Genomic DNA, 13,823 nt, shown 5'->3' on the forward strand with positions numbered 1-13,823 from the left:
TTCTACACGACCGGTAACAACGGTACCACGACCGGAGATGGAGAATACGTCTTCGATCGGCAGCAGGAACGGCTTGTCAATCGCACGCTCTGGTTCCGGGATGTAAGAATCCAGGAAGCCAGCCAGTTCGATGATTTTCGCTTCCCACTCTGCGTCGCCTTCCAGCGCTTTCAGAGCAGAACCACGAACGATCGGAGTGTCGTCGCCCGGGAAGTCGTACTGAGACAGAAGTTCACGAACTTCCATTTCAACCAGTTCCAGCAGCTCTTCGTCATCAACCATGTCGCATTTGTTCAGGAACACGATGATGTACGGAACGCCTACCTGACGACCCAGCAGGATGTGCTCACGGGTCTGCGGCATCGGGCCGTCAGTCGCAGCAACAACCAGGATCGCGCCGTCCATCTGAGCAGCACCGGTGATCATGTTTTTAACATAGTCGGCGTGCCCCGGGCAGTCTACGTGTGCGTAGTGGCGGGTCGGGGTATCGTATTCAACGTGAGAAGTGTTGATGGTGATACCACGCGCTTTTTCTTCCGGAGCGTTATCGATCTGGTCGAATGCACGAGCAGCACCGCCGTAGGTTTTAGCCAGTACGGTGGTGATTGCAGCGGTCAGGGTAGTTTTACCGTGGTCAACGTGGCCGATGGTGCCGACGTTAACGTGCGGTTTTGTACGTTCAAATTTTTCTTTAGACACGGCTATATTCCTTACTATAGCGCTCTCCCCTTCAGGAGAGAGCACGGGATTTTGGTTTTTAACCCTGCGGCTTATTTACCACGGGCTTCGATTACGGCCTGAGCAACGTTGTTCGGCGCATCATCATACTTCAGGAATTCCATAGTGTACGATGCGCGACCTTTGGTCAGAGAACGCAGCTGAGTTGCATATCCGAACATTTCAGACAGCGGTACTTCAGCGTGGATCTTAACGCCTGTAACTTCAGATTCCTGACCTTTGAGCATACCACGACGGCGGCTAAGGTCGCCGATAACGTCACCGGTATTCTCTTCAGGTGTTTCTACTTCAACCTTCATGATCGGCTCAAGCAGAACTGGTTTTGCTTTCTTAAAGCCTTCTTTAAAGGCGATAGACGCAGCCAGTTTAAACGCCAGCTCAGAGGAGTCAACGTCATGGTAAGAACCGAAGTGCAGACGCACACCGAGATCAACTACCGGATAACCCGCCAGCGGGCCAGATTTCAGCTGCTCCTGGATGCCTTTATCAACGGCCGGGATGTATTCGCCAGGAATTACACCACCTTTGATGTCGTTGATGAACTCGTAACCTTTCGGGTTAGAGCCCGGCTCCAGCGGGTACATGTCGATAACAACATGACCATACTGACCGCGACCACCAGACTGTTTCGCGTGTTTACCTTCGATGTCGGTAACTTTCGCGCGAATCGCTTCGCGGTAAGCAACCTGAGGTTTACCCACGTTAGCTTCAACGTTGAATTCACGCTTCATACGGTCAACGATGATATCCAGGTGAAGTTCACCCATACCAGCGATGATGGTCTGGTTAGATTCTTCATCAGTCCATACGCGGAATGACGGGTCTTCTTTCGCCAGACGGCCCAGAGCCAGACCCATTTTTTCCTGGTCAGCTTTGGTTTTCGGTTCTACCGCGATGGAGATTACCGGCTCAGGGAATTCCATACGTTCCAGAATGATCGGGTTTTCCGGATCACACAGGGTGTCACCGGTAGTCACGTCTTTCAGGCCGATAGCAGCCGCGATGTCGCCCGCGCGAACTTCTTTGATCTCTTCACGTTTGTTGGCGTGCATCTGAACGATACGACCGAAACGCTCACGTGCGGTTTTCACGGAGTTCAGTACGGTATCACCAGAGTTAACCACACCGGAGTACACACGGAAGAAGGTCAGGTTACCCACAAACGGGTCGGTAGCGATTTTGAACGCCAGCGCAGAGAACGGCTCGTCGTCGCTTGCGTGACGCTCAGCCGGAGTATCTTTACCGTCGTCCAGAATACCGTTGATCGCAGGTACGTCTACCGGGGATGGCAGGTAATCAATTACCGCATCCAGCATCGCCTGAACACCTTTGTTCTTGAATGCAGAACCACAGGTTACCAGGATGATTTCGTTGTTCAGAACGCGCTGACGCAGAGCTTGTTTGATCTCTTCTTCAGTCAGTTCTTCACCACCCAGGTATTTTTCCATCAGCTCTTCAGAAGCTTCTGCGGCGGACTCGATCAGGTTCTGGTGCCATTCGTTAGCCAGGTCCTGCATGTCAGCCGGGATATCTTCGTATTCGAAGGTAACGCCCTGGTCGGCATCGTTCCAGTTGATGGCTTTCATTTTCACCAGGTCAACAACGCCGGTGAAACCTTCTTCAGCACCAATTGCCAGCTGCAGCGGAACCGGGTTCGCGCCCAGACGGGTTTTGATCTGACCAACCACTTTCAGGAAGTTCGCGCCCATGCGGTCCATTTTGTTAACGAACGCAATGCGCGGAACTTTGTATTTGTTTGCCTGACGCCATACGGTTTCAGACTGCGGCTGAACACCACCAACTGCGCAGTAAACCATTACCGCACCATCGAGAACACGCATGGAACGTTCTACTTCGATAGTGAAGTCAACGTGCCCCGGGGTGTCGATGATGTTGATGCGATGCGGTTCATACTGCTTAGCCATACCAGACCAGAATGCAGTAGTCGCTGCGGAGGTGATAGTAATACCACGCTCCTGCTCCTGCTCCATCCAGTCCATGGTAGCTGCGCCGTCATGAACTTCACCGATTTTGTGGTTTACACCGGTGTAGAACAGAATACGTTCGGTAGTAGTGGTTTTACCGGCGTCGATGTGCGCACTGATACCGATATTACGGTAGCGTGCGATGGGTGTTGTACGAGCCATTTGATTCCTCGTTGATATCTTTAGGCGTTCAGTTAAGTTATCCAAAACGGGCGACTTACCTGAAGCGCCCGCCTGGTGACTATGACTCCGAAGGGATTACCAACGGTAGTGTGCGAACGCCTTGTTGGCTTCTGCCATACGGTGAACGTCTTCACGTTTCTTAACTGCAGTACCTTTGTTGTCTGCAGCGTCAGAAAGTTCGTTCGCCAGGCGCAGAGCCATGGATTTATCACCGCGTTTACGAGCAGCTTCTACGATCCAACGCATTGCCAGAGCATTACGACGGACCGGACGGACTTCAACTGGTACCTGATAAGTAGAACCACCTACACGGCGGGATTTAACTTCTACAGTCGGGCGAACGTTTTCGAGAGCGACTTCGAAAGCTTCCAGTTCAGATTTACCAGAACGCTGAGCCAGGGTCTCCAGCGCGCTGTATACGATTGATTCTGCAGTAGATTTTTTACCATCTACCATCAGGATATTGACAAATTTAGCCAGCAGTTCTGATCCGAACTTCGGATCCGGCAGAATTTTACGCTGACCAATGACGCGACGACGTGGCATGGAAATACTCCGTTGTTAATTCAGGATTGTCCAAAACTCTACGAGTTTAGTTTGACATTAATTTAAAACGTTTGGCCTTACTTAACGGAGAACCATTAAGCCTTAGGACGCTTCACGCCGTACTTAGAACGAGCTTGCTTACGGTCTTTAACGCCGGAGCAGTCAAGCGCGCCACGAACGGTGTGGTAACGAACACCCGGGAGGTCTTTAACACGACCGCCACGGATCAGGATCACGGAGTGCTCCTGCAGGTTGTGACCTTCACCACCGATGTAGGAAGTCACTTCAAAACCGTTAGTCAGACGAACACGGCAAACTTTACGCAGTGCGGAGTTCGGTTTTTTAGGAGTGGTAGTATATACACGAGTACATACGCCACGTTTTTGCGGGCATGCTTCCAGCGCAGGCACGTTGCTTTTCGCAACTTTGCGAGCACGTGGTTTGCGTACCAGCTGGTTAACTGTTGCCATTAAATAGCTCCTGGTTTTAGCTTTTGCTTCGTAAACACGTAATAAAACGCCCTCACACAATATGAGGACGCCGAATTTTAGGGCGGTGTCGAAAAGGTGTCAAGAAATATACAACGATCCCGCCATCACCAGGCCATCTGGTTGGCATACTTAACCGTGAGTCTGACAAACTCAGTATAGTCAACCCTGACGACACTGTCTGAAATTTGACCACCCAGGCCGCGGGCGTCAATGTCTTCTTTCAAGGCATAGACTGTTATGTGGGCATCGCGCAGACTTTCAAGGAAGCGGTTACCTTCAATCGCGACGGTAACGCCATCCTGGAGCAACAAAAGCGCATCGCCCTCTTTTAGCAGGCGCAGCAAAGCGGGAAAATCAACGCCCGAAGCGCAATGAGGTAAGGTATGCAGCATAAACGCCTCAGAATCTCAGGATGACATCATAGTTGCCAAGCTCGCGGCGTAACGCCACGGGTTCCAGCGGCGTGGCGTCTACCACAAAATTAACGTTCTCCAGACCACGCTCGCGCAGCGATGCCGCGCAGATCCAGCATTGATCAATATCGTACAAATCAAAGAGCTTGAAAGTAGCAATATAGTCACGCGCCAGCACAGCGTCTGGTTTTTGTCCCGGTAATAACTGAAAGACGCCGTCGCTGATAAAAAAGACGCCCAGCGCTTCCGTTAGCGCTGACGTCGCCAGCAGCGCATCCAGTCCTTCACGGCCTGAGGCGCTGCCGTGCGGCGCGGTGGAAAAGACAAATGCAATACGTTTCATTAAAACTGCACCACCCGATCGCAGGTGAGAGATGCCTCCGCCAGCGCGCCCAGGCCGCTTAGCGTAAAGCCCGGCTGAAGATTGGCGGACGGCAACGCCAGTCTGCCGGCTTCAGTTTCATCAATAATACCGCGACGAAGCGCCGCCGCGACACAGATGTTCAGCGCTACGCCATGCTGCGTATTCAATTTCTGCCAGGCGCGTACCAGATCATATTCATCGCTCGCCGGCGAGGTCAGGAGATTGGCGTTATAGACCCCTTCCCGATAGAAAAAGACGCTGGCTAACTCATGCCCCTCATTGAGCAGCGCGTGGGCGAACTGCAATGCGCTGCTGGACTGCTGGGTGCCATATGCCGGCCCGGTGACCATAATGGCATAACGCATTATTTATCCTGCCCCTGAAAATCGCCGCTTTTGAACTGGCGAATATAGAGGTAAACCGTGTGTTTTGAGATATTCAGACGATCGGCTACCTGATTAATGGCGTCTTTAATATCGAAAATGCCTTTTTCGTACAAGTTAAGGACGATCTGACGATTTTTCGCATTGTTAGAGACATTACGATCGGCATTCACTTCTTCGATCGTGAACTCCAGCGTCTGGGTGACTAAATCTTCGACTGAGGAGGCAAAATTAACCGCTGAGCCGACTTCCGGCGTTTCCGGCGGAATAAAGGTATTCATAATCTGTGAAAATGGCACATCAAGATTCATGTTGATGCACAGTAGACCAATGACGCGCTGCTCGCGGTTGCGAATGGCAATCGTCAACGACTTCATCAAGACACCGCTTTTCGCGCGCGTGAAATAGCATTTCGACACGCTACTGTCCGCCCCTGTCATGTCGTGCAACATACGCAACGCCAGGTCGGTAATCGGCGAGCCAATTTTACGGCCCGTATGTTCGCCATTGGCAATACGAATGGCTGAACATTTTAGATCCTGCAAAGAGTGCAATACGATTTCACAATGGGAACCTATAAGCATCGCTAACCCGTCCACTACCGCTTCGTAGGATTTCAGAATATCGAAGTCGGTTTGCTCGAAGGGACGCTGATCCAGCAAATCAAGTTCACTGGTTTCGTTGGTTAAAAGCGACCTGGACATGAAAAAAAACACTCCTTTTCAGGAGCCTGTCGTTATGTTTTCAGGGCAGGCTCATTATTTACGCGGATGATTAAATTAATACAGTGAGGGTTCATCTTTCCAGTACTAATTTGCTCGTCTATTTCAGACTACGTGTGCGTTGGCGGACATTCAGCCTACGGTCTCGCCCTTAACGACCAGCGCAAGCGCCGTTATCCGCAAATCAAATTATGGTGAGTAATATATCCGGCCTGAATAAAAAAAACCGCCGCTATTACAAGCGGCGGCTCTCAGTTTTTATTTTTTAGCAGCATCTGCGGCTTTAGCGTCAGCCGCATCGGCAGGTTTAGCATCCGCTTTCGGCGCTGGTTTGATATCCAGCAGCTCTACGTCGAATACCAGGGTGGAGTTCGCCGGGATACCCGGAACGCCCGTTTTACCGTAGGCCAGCGCCGGTGGGATAACCAGCTTGATCTTGCCGCCTTTCTTAATATTTTTCAGGCCTTCAGTCCAGCCAGGGATAACGCCGTCCAGACGGAAGGAGAGCGGTTCGCCGCGCGTGTAAGAGTTATCAAACTCTTTACCGTCGATCAGCGTACCTTTGTAGTTCACCACAACGGTATCGCTATCTTTCGGCGCCTCGCCTGTGCCTTCTTTCTCTACTTTGTAAAGCAGACCGGTAGAGGAGGTTTTCACGCCTTTCTCTTTAGCAAAAGCGTCGCGGAACGTTTTACCTTTTGCTTCGTTATCGGCAGCGTCTTTTTCCATCTTCGCCTGAGCAGCGCTCTTCACGCGTGCTTCAAACGTCTGCAGCGTTTGCTCAATTTCCTGATCGGACAATTTGCTCTTATCGGCAAAGGCATCCTGAACGCCGGCAATCAACTGATCTTTATCCAGTTTGATGCCCAACTTTTCCTGCTCTTTAAGCGAATTTTCCATGTAACGACCCAGCGAGGCGCCCAGCGCATAAGCCGCTTTTTGATCGTCGTTTTTAAATGCTGCTTTGCTATCAGCGGTAGCTGCCGGTTTCGCCGCATCAGCAGCAAAAGTGATCGGTGCGTGCATAGCAACGGCCATCGTCGTTGCCAGCAGCGTGGCTTTAAACAGTGATTTCATCCATATCTCCAGGGCCGGGGCATCTCGCCCCATGTTAACTTACGTAAGAAGCGTACTATAAATCGTTGCAGAACAAATCAACATACGAACACGCCCTATTATCACTTCTTTTCAGACTCTTTTTGTTTAAATTAGTTTCGTAGGGCGCGTAATGGTTGCTGTGAAAGCCGGTAAAGTTAAGTAGAATCCGCCGACGGAGACAACATAAAGAGGTACATCATGCAGGATATCACGATGGAAGCTCGTCTGGCTGAACTGGAAAGCCGTCTGGCGTTCCAGGAGATTACCATAGAAGAACTAAACCTGACGGTAACCGCACATGAAATGGAGATGGCGAAGCTGCGCGATCATCTGCGTTTGCTCACGGAAAAGTTAAAAGCCAGTCAGCCGTCAAATATCGCCTCTCAGGCAGAAGAAACGCCGCCGCCGCATTATTGAGACGAAAAAAAAGCGGGGTTAACCCGCTTTTTTTGTGCCCGATGATTTATCGAACCAATGATAATACCCTAAGGATTTCGAGCCACAGCAAGGCGGCAAGCTTGAAAATTCCCCGGGAACATAGATAACTATGTGACCGGGGTTTGAAAGCGTAGCCAACACCGCGGTGGCTTGAAAGACGACGGGGATTAATGGCAACCGCAGCCGCCTTTACCACCACCACCGCAGCAGCCTTCGCCGCCGTGCTCGTGACCATGGTCATGACCATGACCGCCACAGCAGCCGTCTTCACCGTGATCGTGGTGGTGATCGTGCGCGCCGTGAACATGACCGTGGGCCAGTTCTTCTTCAGTCGCTTCACGAATCGCAACAACTTCTACGTTAAATTTCAGATTCTGGCCCGCCAGCATGTGGTTACCATCAACCACAACGTGATCGTCTTCCACTTCGGTAATCTCTACCGGTACCGGGCCCTGGTCGGTTTCCGCCAGGAAACGCATCCCTACCTGCAGTTCATCAACGCCCATAAAGACGTCTTTAGGCACACGCTGCACCAGATTTTCGTCATACTGGCCGTAAGCGTCGTTCGCGCCAACAGCGACATCAAATTTGTCGCCAACTTCATGGCCTTCCAGCGCGGTTTCCAGACCAGAGATCAGGGAGCCGTGACCGTGCAGGTAATCCAGCGGCGCACTCACCGGAGACTCATCAACCAACACACCGTCTTCTGTACGTACCTGATAGGCCAGGCTGACCACCAGGTCTTTTGCTACTTTCATGATATCTCCTGAGCATGGGAAGAATAGTGGCGCAGATTGTAGCGGAATTCTGCAGCCGTGTACCCCTTAGCTTAAAAAAACCTGCGGCATATCGCTAGTCCGGATGAAAAATCCCGATCACTTGCTCTTCTTTGCGAACATGCTCGCGGACGTCTTTATCCGCTTCCCGCATTTGATGCCCGCACTTAACGCATTCAACAATATCGACATTATTTTCACGCCACATCGCCATTGTATCCTGCGCCTGACAGGCCGGACATTTCGCGCCTGCAATAAAACGTTTACGGATTGCCATTGTTTTACCCCTACTCAAATTCATCCCAGCCATCCAACTGGCGCCGTTCCTGTTGCATTTCGCGCTGAAAAATCTCCTCCAGTTCGCGTCGGGCCTCTCTGGCGCGCGAAATCTGTACCATGTCGCTATGCTCCGGGATCAGCTCCCGCAACATTCGCATATCCAGCCGGCGAAAATGCAACTGCGCGCGTTGCGCCTGATGCGGATGCATACCTAACGACACCAGAGTTTTACGTCCCAATTCCAGCGCGCTGGAAAACGTTTCACGGGAAAACTGCGTGACGCCAGCCTGTAATAACTCATGGGCCTCCACACGTCCACGCGCTCGCGCAAGAATATGCAGATGAGGAAAATGCTGCTGACACAGCGCCACCAGCTTCATCGTGTCTTCCGGTTCATTACACGTCATGACTATCGACTCCGCCGCTTCCGCGCCCGCAGAACGCAGCAGCTCGACTTGTGTAGCGTCGCCGTAATACACTTTATAACCATATTTGCGCATCAGATTAACGGCGCCGATATCGCGTTCCAGCACGGTGATACGCATCTTATTCGCCATCAATAAGCGAGCGATCACCTGACCAAAACGGCCAAAGCCGACGACAATCACCTGGGGCTTATCATCTTCAACCCACGGCTTTTCATCATTCTCTTCCGGGCCGTTAAGGCGGCGCGATAACCACTTATCAATCCCTTTCATCAGTAGCGGCGTGGTCATCATTGATAATGTGACAGTCACCAATAATAACGCCATCTGATCGCCCTGAAACAGGCGCTGAGAAGAGGCGGTAGAAAAGAGCACAAAAGCGAACTCGCCCCCCTGGCTCAGCACGCTGGCAAACTGCATCCGTTCAGAACTTCTTATTCCATATACCCGCGCCAGCAGATACAGCGTCAGCATTTTTATGACGACCAGAATAACAACGCTCGCCGCCACCCACAGTAAATGGGTATAAAGTACGCCGAGATTTAGCGACATACCGACGGAGATAAAGAACAGCCCAAGCAGTAAACCTTTAAAGGGATCGATAGCATTTTCCAGCTCATGCCGGTATTCGCTCTCTGCCAGTAAAACGCCGGCAATGAAGGTTCCCAGGGCCATCGACAGTCCCAGCGCATCCATAAATAAGGCGGCGCTCAACACCAGCAACAGCGTCGCGGCAGTGAAGACCTCCCGCACGCCGGACGCAGCAATAAAACGAAATACCGGGCGCAACAGGTAACGACCGCCAATCAGCATTACCGCGAAAGCCAGTACCTTCATTGCCACTTTAAACCAGTCGAAATGCTCGTCGGCCGATCCCGCCAACAAAGGCACCAACGCCAGCGCGGGGATCACCGCTAAATCCTGAAACAGTAAGACGGAAAACCCTAACTGCCCGGACTCGCTACGGTTCATGCCTTTCTCGCGCATCAGTTGTAGCGCCATCGCCGTCGAAGACATCGCCAGGCCAATCCCGCCGACGACCGCCGCCTGCCATAAGAAATCAGCAAGCATCAATAATCCCGCCAGCACCGCCGCGCTTAACAGCACCTGAGCAGCGCCGACGCCGAAGATAGAGCGCCGCAGTTGCCAAAGCCGGGACGGATTGAGTTCGAGACCAATGATAAACATCAGAAACACGACGCCCAGTTCGGAAAAGTGCAGGATCTCGTCAACATCGCTGATAAATCCCAGCCCCCACGGACCGATGGCGATTCCCGCCAGCAAATACCCTAATACCGCGCCGATGCCCAGCCTGGCGGCTAACGGCACCGCCGCCACCGCCGCGAAGAGGAACAACACTCCCGCGGTCAATAAATCAGCACCTTCCATCAATAGCCTCCCGCGCTCACAGGATTCGCCAGCCACTCGCCATAGGCTTTCGCATGACTGGCCAGCGTCTGCGGCGACTGGCGGCGCGCCCAGTACACAATAATGGGCGGCATCCAGTGCATCCGGCACATGGCCGCGGTCAGTTCAAAGGGGCGGAGTACATCGCTCATTGGATAGCGGTTTAGCGCGTCATACCGATAAGCGCTCTCCGGCTCGCCGGTCGTAATCACGCTACGCCAGTACTTTCCCACCAGTTGGTTTCCCCCTGGTCCGCTGGCGAACCCCCGACTCAAAACGCGATCAAGCCATTCTTTCAGTAAAGCCGGACAGCTATAGGTGTAAAGGGGATGCTGAAAAACAATGACGTCGTGCTCACGTAACAGGGCTTGTTCATAGGGCGTATCGATAAAAAAATCAGGATAGCGCGCATAAAGATCGTGCACGGTTACGTTATTGTGCTGTATGGCCGGTTTAAGCAGTACCCGGTTAGCAACCGAGTCCTGAGATTCCGGATGGGCATACAACAGCAAGACTTTCGCTGGCTGAGACATCAATCCCCCTCCCGGTTGTTTTGGGTCGATACATGCCATTCTTCAGGCCGCTTCTACGTTGATAGCGTTTGGTCAACTCAGGAACGTACTCTATGTCCGCCGCTGGGGATTAATGAGAGATATTCTTGTCCCTCACCAAAGGCGGCCTGAATGATTTTGTGTATCGTTGTTGTTTTGAGCTACCATTGCGCTCCAGCGCGGCGGTACGCCCGAATATTACATTATCATAATGATAAATTAACATAGTCTGAACATACGGCGCCTTATGATTGTTTTCTCCTCGTTACAAATTCGTCGCGGCGTGCGCGTCCTACTGGACAATGCCTCGGCTACCATTAATCCAGGCCAGAAAGTCGGCCTAGTGGGTAAAAACGGCTGCGGTAAATCTACCCTGCTGGCATTGCTAAAAAATGAAATCAGCGCCGATGCCGGGAGTTTTACCCTGCCCGGAACCTGGCAATTAGCGTGGGTGAATCAGGAAACACCTGCGTTGCCTCAGCCAGCGATTGAGTATGTCATTGACGGCGACCGTGAATACCGGCATCTGGAGGCGCAGCTTAACGACGCCAACGAACGTAACGACGGGCATGCTATCGCCTCCATACACGGTAAGCTGGACGCCATCGACGCATGGACCGTTCGCTCGCGCGCCGCCAGCCTGTTACACGGCCTCGGCTTCTCTAACGATCAGCTGGAACGTCCGGTCAGCGACTTTTCCGGCGGCTGGCGGATGCGCCTTAATCTGGCCCAGGCGCTGATTTGCCGTTCCGATTTACTGCTGCTCGACGAACCGACCAACCACCTCGATCTGGATGCCGTTATCTGGCTGGAAAAATGGCTGAAGAGCTATCCAGGCACCCTGATTCTGATCTCCCACGATCGCGATTTTCTTGACCCGATAGTGGATAAAATTATCCATATCGAACAGCAGACTCTGTTCGAGTACACCGGTAACTACAGCGCGTTTGAAGTTCAGCGCGCCACGCGCCTGGCGCAGCAGCAGGCGATGTATGAGAGTCAGCAGGAGCGTGTGGCGCATCTGCAAAGCTACATCGACCGTTTCCGCGCCAAAGCGACCAAGGCCAAGCAGGCGCAAAGCCGTATCAAGATGCTGGAGCGTATGGAGTTGATTGCCCCGGCTCATGTCGACAACCCGTTCCATTTCAGCTTCCGCGCGCCGGAAAGCCTGCCGAACCCGCTGCTGAAGATGGAAAAAGTCAGCGCAGGTTATGGCGATCGCATCATTCTGGAATCCATCAAGCTGAACCTGGTGCCCGGCTCGCGTATCGGCCTGCTGGGCCGCAACGGCGCGGGGAAATCGACGCTGATCAAGCTGCTGGCGGGCGAACTGGAACCGTTGCACGGTGAAATCGGCCTCGCCAAAGGCATTAAGCTCGGCTACTTCGCCCAGCACCAGTTGGAGTTCCTGCGCGCGGATGAATCCCCGTTGCAACATATGGCGCGTCTGGCGCCGCAGGAACTGGAGCAGAAGCTGCGCGACTATCTCGGCGGCTTCGGTTTCCAGGGCGACAAAGTAACGGAAGAGACGCAACGCTTCTCTGGCGGCGAGAAAGCGCGTCTGGTGCTGGCGCTGATCGTCTGGCAGCGTCCAAACCTGCTGCTGCTCGATGAACCGACCAACCACCTGGATCTCGACATGCGTCAGGCGCTCACCGAAGCGCTGATTGATTTTGAAGGCGCATTGGTCGTCGTGTCGCACGACCGCCACCTGATTCGCTCCACCACTGACGACCTCTATCTGGTTCACGACAAAAAGGTCGAGCCGTTCGACGGCGACCTGGAGGATTATCAGCAGTGGCTGAGCGACGTGCAGAAGCAGGAAAACCAGGCCGACGACGCGCCGAAGGAAAACAACGCCAACAGCGCCCAGTCACGCAAAGATCAGAAGCGTCGCGAAGCCGAGCTACGCACTCTGACGCAGCCGCTGCGTAAAGAGATTACCCGTCTGGAAAAAGAGATGGAAAAGCTCAACGCCCAGTTAGCGCAGGCGGAAGAGAAGCTCGGCGACAGCAGCCTGTATGACCCCAGCCGTAAAGCGGAGATGACCGAGTGTCTGCAACTGCAGGCCAGCGCCAAATCCGGGCTGGAAGCGTGTGAAATGGCCTGGCTTGAGGCGCAGGAGCAGCTTGAGCAGATGATGCAGAACGACTAAGAGCCTATCCCATTAGGCTATTTTATTCGCCATTTTAGGGCCGGGCAGTGCTCGAAATCCTCACGTACTATGTGTACGCTCCGGTTTCTGCGCGCTGTCCGGCCCCAAACTGGCTTCAACAATTACGCCTACTGGGATAGGCTCTAACGCACGGGGCGGACGATGAACCTGTCAATCACCGATGACATTACCTTCCGCAAGCTCACCATCTTCATGATGTTTGTGGAGAAGGGTAACATCGCCCGCACCGCCGAGGCGCTGCACACGCTGGAAGAGAACGTTCGTGGTCCGCTGTTCGTCCATAAAGGCCTCTTCGGTACTCGCCCCGGTATAAAGACTACCGTTGCGGTCGGCAGCACCGGAACAGAAGCCTGCGTTATGTGATTTAGCGGCAAAGGTTGCCGTGATTTATTTTCGTCAGCGCGTCGTTCACGCCAAATAATGTAAACGTCACCTCATCAACGCCAAGATTTTTCAGACGCGCAGTGTGTTTCTTAATATAAGCCTGCGCCGTTTCTTCGGATTCAAACAAGTAAATGCCGCCAGCTTGCTGGTTTTTCTCGCTTTCTGTCCAGATTTTCCAGATGAAGCCCGGCTCCTCATTGATAGACTCCGCCAGCCCGACCAGTTGCTGAGTCATCTCCTCGCCAAAAGGGCCGCTAAAGTTAAAATGGATCTGTAAAAGTGTTTTCGACATGCCTTCTCCTTGAGTCACATAACTATCGTGTTGCCACACTACCACGATTAATTCGGCTGATGCAGAGGTTCACGCGATTTCTGTGGGGTATTGCGCGCGCCTTGCATACCGCCCCCGCTGGTGAAATGAGGCGCAATTTTATTTCGCCAGACGACCAATTGAACGTAAAATC

At 52.8% G+C, this 13,823-nt stretch carries 17 protein-coding genes; 3 read left to right on the forward strand and 14 right to left on the reverse strand.

Features of this window, described 5'->3' with window-relative positions:
* The 9 genes from ACLJR2_RS03505 to fkpA form a co-directional block, all read right to left on the reverse strand.
* A partial coding sequence (locus tag ACLJR2_RS03505; protein WP_023181209.1) for an elongation factor Tu occupies window positions 1–699 on the reverse strand: 699 nt, incomplete at its 3' end.
* Window positions 700–770: 71 nt separating this feature from the next.
* Window positions 771–2,885: an elongation factor G gene (gene fusA / locus ACLJR2_RS03510; protein ID WP_000124693.1), complete on the reverse strand. Its 2,115-nt coding sequence runs from the start codon at window positions 2,883–2,885 to the stop codon at window positions 771–773.
* Window positions 2,886–2,981: 96 nt separating this feature from the next.
* The gene (rpsG, locus tag ACLJR2_RS03515; RefSeq protein WP_001138042.1) at window positions 2,982–3,452 is read right to left on the reverse strand and encodes a 30S ribosomal protein S7; all 471 of its coding nucleotides are present in this window, start codon (window positions 3,450–3,452) and stop codon (window positions 2,982–2,984) included.
* A gap of 95 nt (window positions 3,453–3,547) precedes the next feature.
* Window positions 3,548–3,922 (reverse strand): 30S ribosomal protein S12, encoded by a 375-nt coding sequence (gene rpsL, locus ACLJR2_RS03520; protein WP_000246815.1) that lies wholly within the window; start codon window positions 3,920–3,922, stop codon window positions 3,548–3,550.
* 125 nt (window positions 3,923–4,047) lie between these two features.
* Window positions 4,048–4,335 carry a sulfurtransferase complex subunit TusB gene (tusB, locus tag ACLJR2_RS03525; protein ID WP_000903397.1) on the reverse strand — a complete coding sequence of 96 codons (288 nt, stop codon included), beginning with the start codon at window positions 4,333–4,335 and terminating at the stop codon, window positions 4,048–4,050.
* Window positions 4,336–4,342: 7 nt separating this feature from the next.
* Window positions 4,343–4,699: a sulfurtransferase complex subunit TusC gene (gene tusC, locus ACLJR2_RS03530; RefSeq protein WP_000820705.1), complete on the reverse strand. Its 357-nt coding sequence runs from the start codon at window positions 4,697–4,699 to the stop codon at window positions 4,343–4,345.
* Window positions 4,699–5,085 (reverse strand): sulfurtransferase complex subunit TusD, encoded by a 387-nt coding sequence (gene tusD, locus ACLJR2_RS03535; protein WP_001268016.1) that lies wholly within the window; start codon window positions 5,083–5,085, stop codon window positions 4,699–4,701. Before tusD ends, tusC begins: the two co-directional genes overlap by 1 nt.
* Complete coding sequence (locus ACLJR2_RS03540) at window positions 5,085–5,807, reverse strand: transcriptional regulator (RefSeq protein ID WP_000091471.1); 723 nt, start codon at window positions 5,805–5,807, stop codon at window positions 5,085–5,087. Before ACLJR2_RS03540 ends, tusD begins: the two co-directional genes overlap by 1 nt.
* Window positions 5,808–6,083: 276 nt before the next feature.
* Complete coding sequence (fkpA, locus tag ACLJR2_RS03545; protein ID WP_000838225.1) at window positions 6,084–6,902, reverse strand: FKBP-type peptidyl-prolyl cis-trans isomerase; 819 nt, start codon at window positions 6,900–6,902, stop codon at window positions 6,084–6,086.
* Between the two features lie 219 nt (window positions 6,903–7,121).
* Between fkpA and ACLJR2_RS03550 the strand changes: the two genes are divergently transcribed.
* Window positions 7,122–7,340: a protein SlyX gene (locus ACLJR2_RS03550; protein WP_001152701.1), complete on the forward strand. Its 219-nt coding sequence runs from the start codon at window positions 7,122–7,124 to the stop codon at window positions 7,338–7,340.
* A gap of 188 nt (window positions 7,341–7,528) precedes the next feature.
* Here ACLJR2_RS03550 and slyD read toward each other — a convergent pair whose 3' ends face one another.
* The 4 genes from slyD to kefG form a co-directional block, all read right to left on the reverse strand.
* A complete protein-coding gene (gene slyD, locus ACLJR2_RS03555; protein ID WP_000861341.1) occupies window positions 7,529–8,119 on the reverse strand; it encodes a peptidylprolyl isomerase in 591 nt (196 codons plus the stop codon).
* Between the two features lie 94 nt (window positions 8,120–8,213).
* A complete protein-coding gene (locus ACLJR2_RS03560) occupies window positions 8,214–8,414 on the reverse strand; it encodes a YheV family putative zinc ribbon protein (protein WP_001007735.1) in 201 nt (66 codons plus the stop codon).
* 10 nt (window positions 8,415–8,424) lie between these two features.
* Window positions 8,425–10,230 (reverse strand): glutathione-regulated potassium-efflux system protein KefB, encoded by a 1,806-nt coding sequence (gene kefB, locus ACLJR2_RS03565; RefSeq protein ID WP_001533866.1) that lies wholly within the window; start codon window positions 10,228–10,230, stop codon window positions 8,425–8,427.
* A complete protein-coding gene (gene kefG, locus ACLJR2_RS03570; protein ID WP_000081820.1) occupies window positions 10,230–10,781 on the reverse strand; it encodes a glutathione-regulated potassium-efflux system ancillary protein KefG in 552 nt (183 codons plus the stop codon). Before kefG ends, kefB begins: the two co-directional genes overlap by 1 nt.
* 265 nt (window positions 10,782–11,046) lie before the next feature.
* On the opposite strand from kefG, the gene ACLJR2_RS03575 reads away from it, so the two are divergent.
* Together ACLJR2_RS03575 and ACLJR2_RS03580 are read left to right on the forward strand one after the other, a co-directional pair.
* Entirely contained in the window at window positions 11,047–12,954 is a 1,908-nt protein-coding gene (locus ACLJR2_RS03575) for an ABC transporter ATP-binding protein (RefSeq protein ID WP_000634754.1), read from the forward strand.
* Window positions 12,955–13,116: 162 nt separating this feature from the next.
* Window positions 13,117–13,338, forward strand: a complete 222-nt coding sequence (locus ACLJR2_RS03580; RefSeq protein ID WP_001054026.1) for a LysR family transcriptional regulator — start codon at window positions 13,117–13,119, stop codon at window positions 13,336–13,338.
* Between the two features lies 1 nt (window position 13,339).
* Here the strand turns inward: ACLJR2_RS03580 and ACLJR2_RS03585 are convergent, their stop codons facing one another.
* Entirely contained in the window at window positions 13,340–13,651 is a 312-nt protein-coding gene (locus ACLJR2_RS03585; protein ID WP_000047690.1) for a monooxygenase, read from the reverse strand.
* Window positions 13,652–13,823: the final 172 nt, after the last annotated feature.

The sequence above is a fragment of the Salmonella sp. SAL03688 genome (assembly GCF_046551895.1).
Classification (GTDB): domain Bacteria; phylum Pseudomonadota; class Gammaproteobacteria; order Enterobacterales; family Enterobacteriaceae; genus Salmonella; species Salmonella enterica.

What these genes read in the sequence shown, in the direction of transcription:
- fusA (WP_000124693.1), bottom strand. Translation starts at nt 2,885, where the DNA reads ATGGCTCGTACAACACCCATCGCACGCTACCGTAATATCGGTATCAGT.
- rpsG (WP_001138042.1), bottom strand. Translation starts at nt 3,452, where the DNA reads ATGCCACGTCGTCGCGTCATTGGTCAGCGTAAAATTCTGCCGGATCCG.
- rpsL (WP_000246815.1), bottom strand. Translation starts at nt 3,922, where the DNA reads ATGGCAACAGTTAACCAGCTGGTACGCAAACCACGTGCTCGCAAAGTT.
- tusB (WP_000903397.1), bottom strand. Translation starts at nt 4,335, where the DNA reads ATGCTGCATACCTTACCTCATTGCGCTTCGGGCGTTGATTTTCCCGCT.
- tusC (WP_000820705.1), bottom strand. Translation starts at nt 4,699, where the DNA reads ATGAAACGTATTGCATTTGTCTTTTCCACCGCGCCGCACGGCAGCGCC.
- tusD (WP_001268016.1), bottom strand. Translation starts at nt 5,085, where the DNA reads ATGCGTTATGCCATTATGGTCACCGGGCCGGCATATGGCACCCAGCAG.
- ACLJR2_RS03540 (WP_000091471.1), bottom strand. Translation starts at nt 5,807, where the DNA reads ATGTCCAGGTCGCTTTTAACCAACGAAACCAGTGAACTTGATTTGCTG.
- fkpA (WP_000838225.1), bottom strand. Translation starts at nt 6,902, where the DNA reads ATGAAATCACTGTTTAAAGCCACGCTGCTGGCAACGACGATGGCCGTT.
- ACLJR2_RS03550 (WP_001152701.1), top strand. Translation starts at nt 7,122, where the DNA reads ATGCAGGATATCACGATGGAAGCTCGTCTGGCTGAACTGGAAAGCCGT.
- slyD (WP_000861341.1), bottom strand. Translation starts at nt 8,119, where the DNA reads ATGAAAGTAGCAAAAGACCTGGTGGTCAGCCTGGCCTATCAGGTACGT.
- ACLJR2_RS03560 (WP_001007735.1), bottom strand. Translation starts at nt 8,414, where the DNA reads ATGGCAATCCGTAAACGTTTTATTGCAGGCGCGAAATGTCCGGCCTGT.
- kefB (WP_001533866.1), bottom strand. Translation starts at nt 10,230, where the DNA reads ATGGAAGGTGCTGATTTATTGACCGCGGGAGTGTTGTTCCTCTTCGCG.
- kefG (WP_000081820.1), bottom strand. Translation starts at nt 10,781, where the DNA reads ATGTCTCAGCCAGCGAAAGTCTTGCTGTTGTATGCCCATCCGGAATCT.
- ACLJR2_RS03575 (WP_000634754.1), top strand. Translation starts at nt 11,047, where the DNA reads ATGATTGTTTTCTCCTCGTTACAAATTCGTCGCGGCGTGCGCGTCCTA.
- ACLJR2_RS03580 (WP_001054026.1), top strand. Translation starts at nt 13,117, where the DNA reads ATGAACCTGTCAATCACCGATGACATTACCTTCCGCAAGCTCACCATC.
- ACLJR2_RS03585 (WP_000047690.1), bottom strand. Translation starts at nt 13,651, where the DNA reads ATGTCGAAAACACTTTTACAGATCCATTTTAACTTTAGCGGCCCTTTT.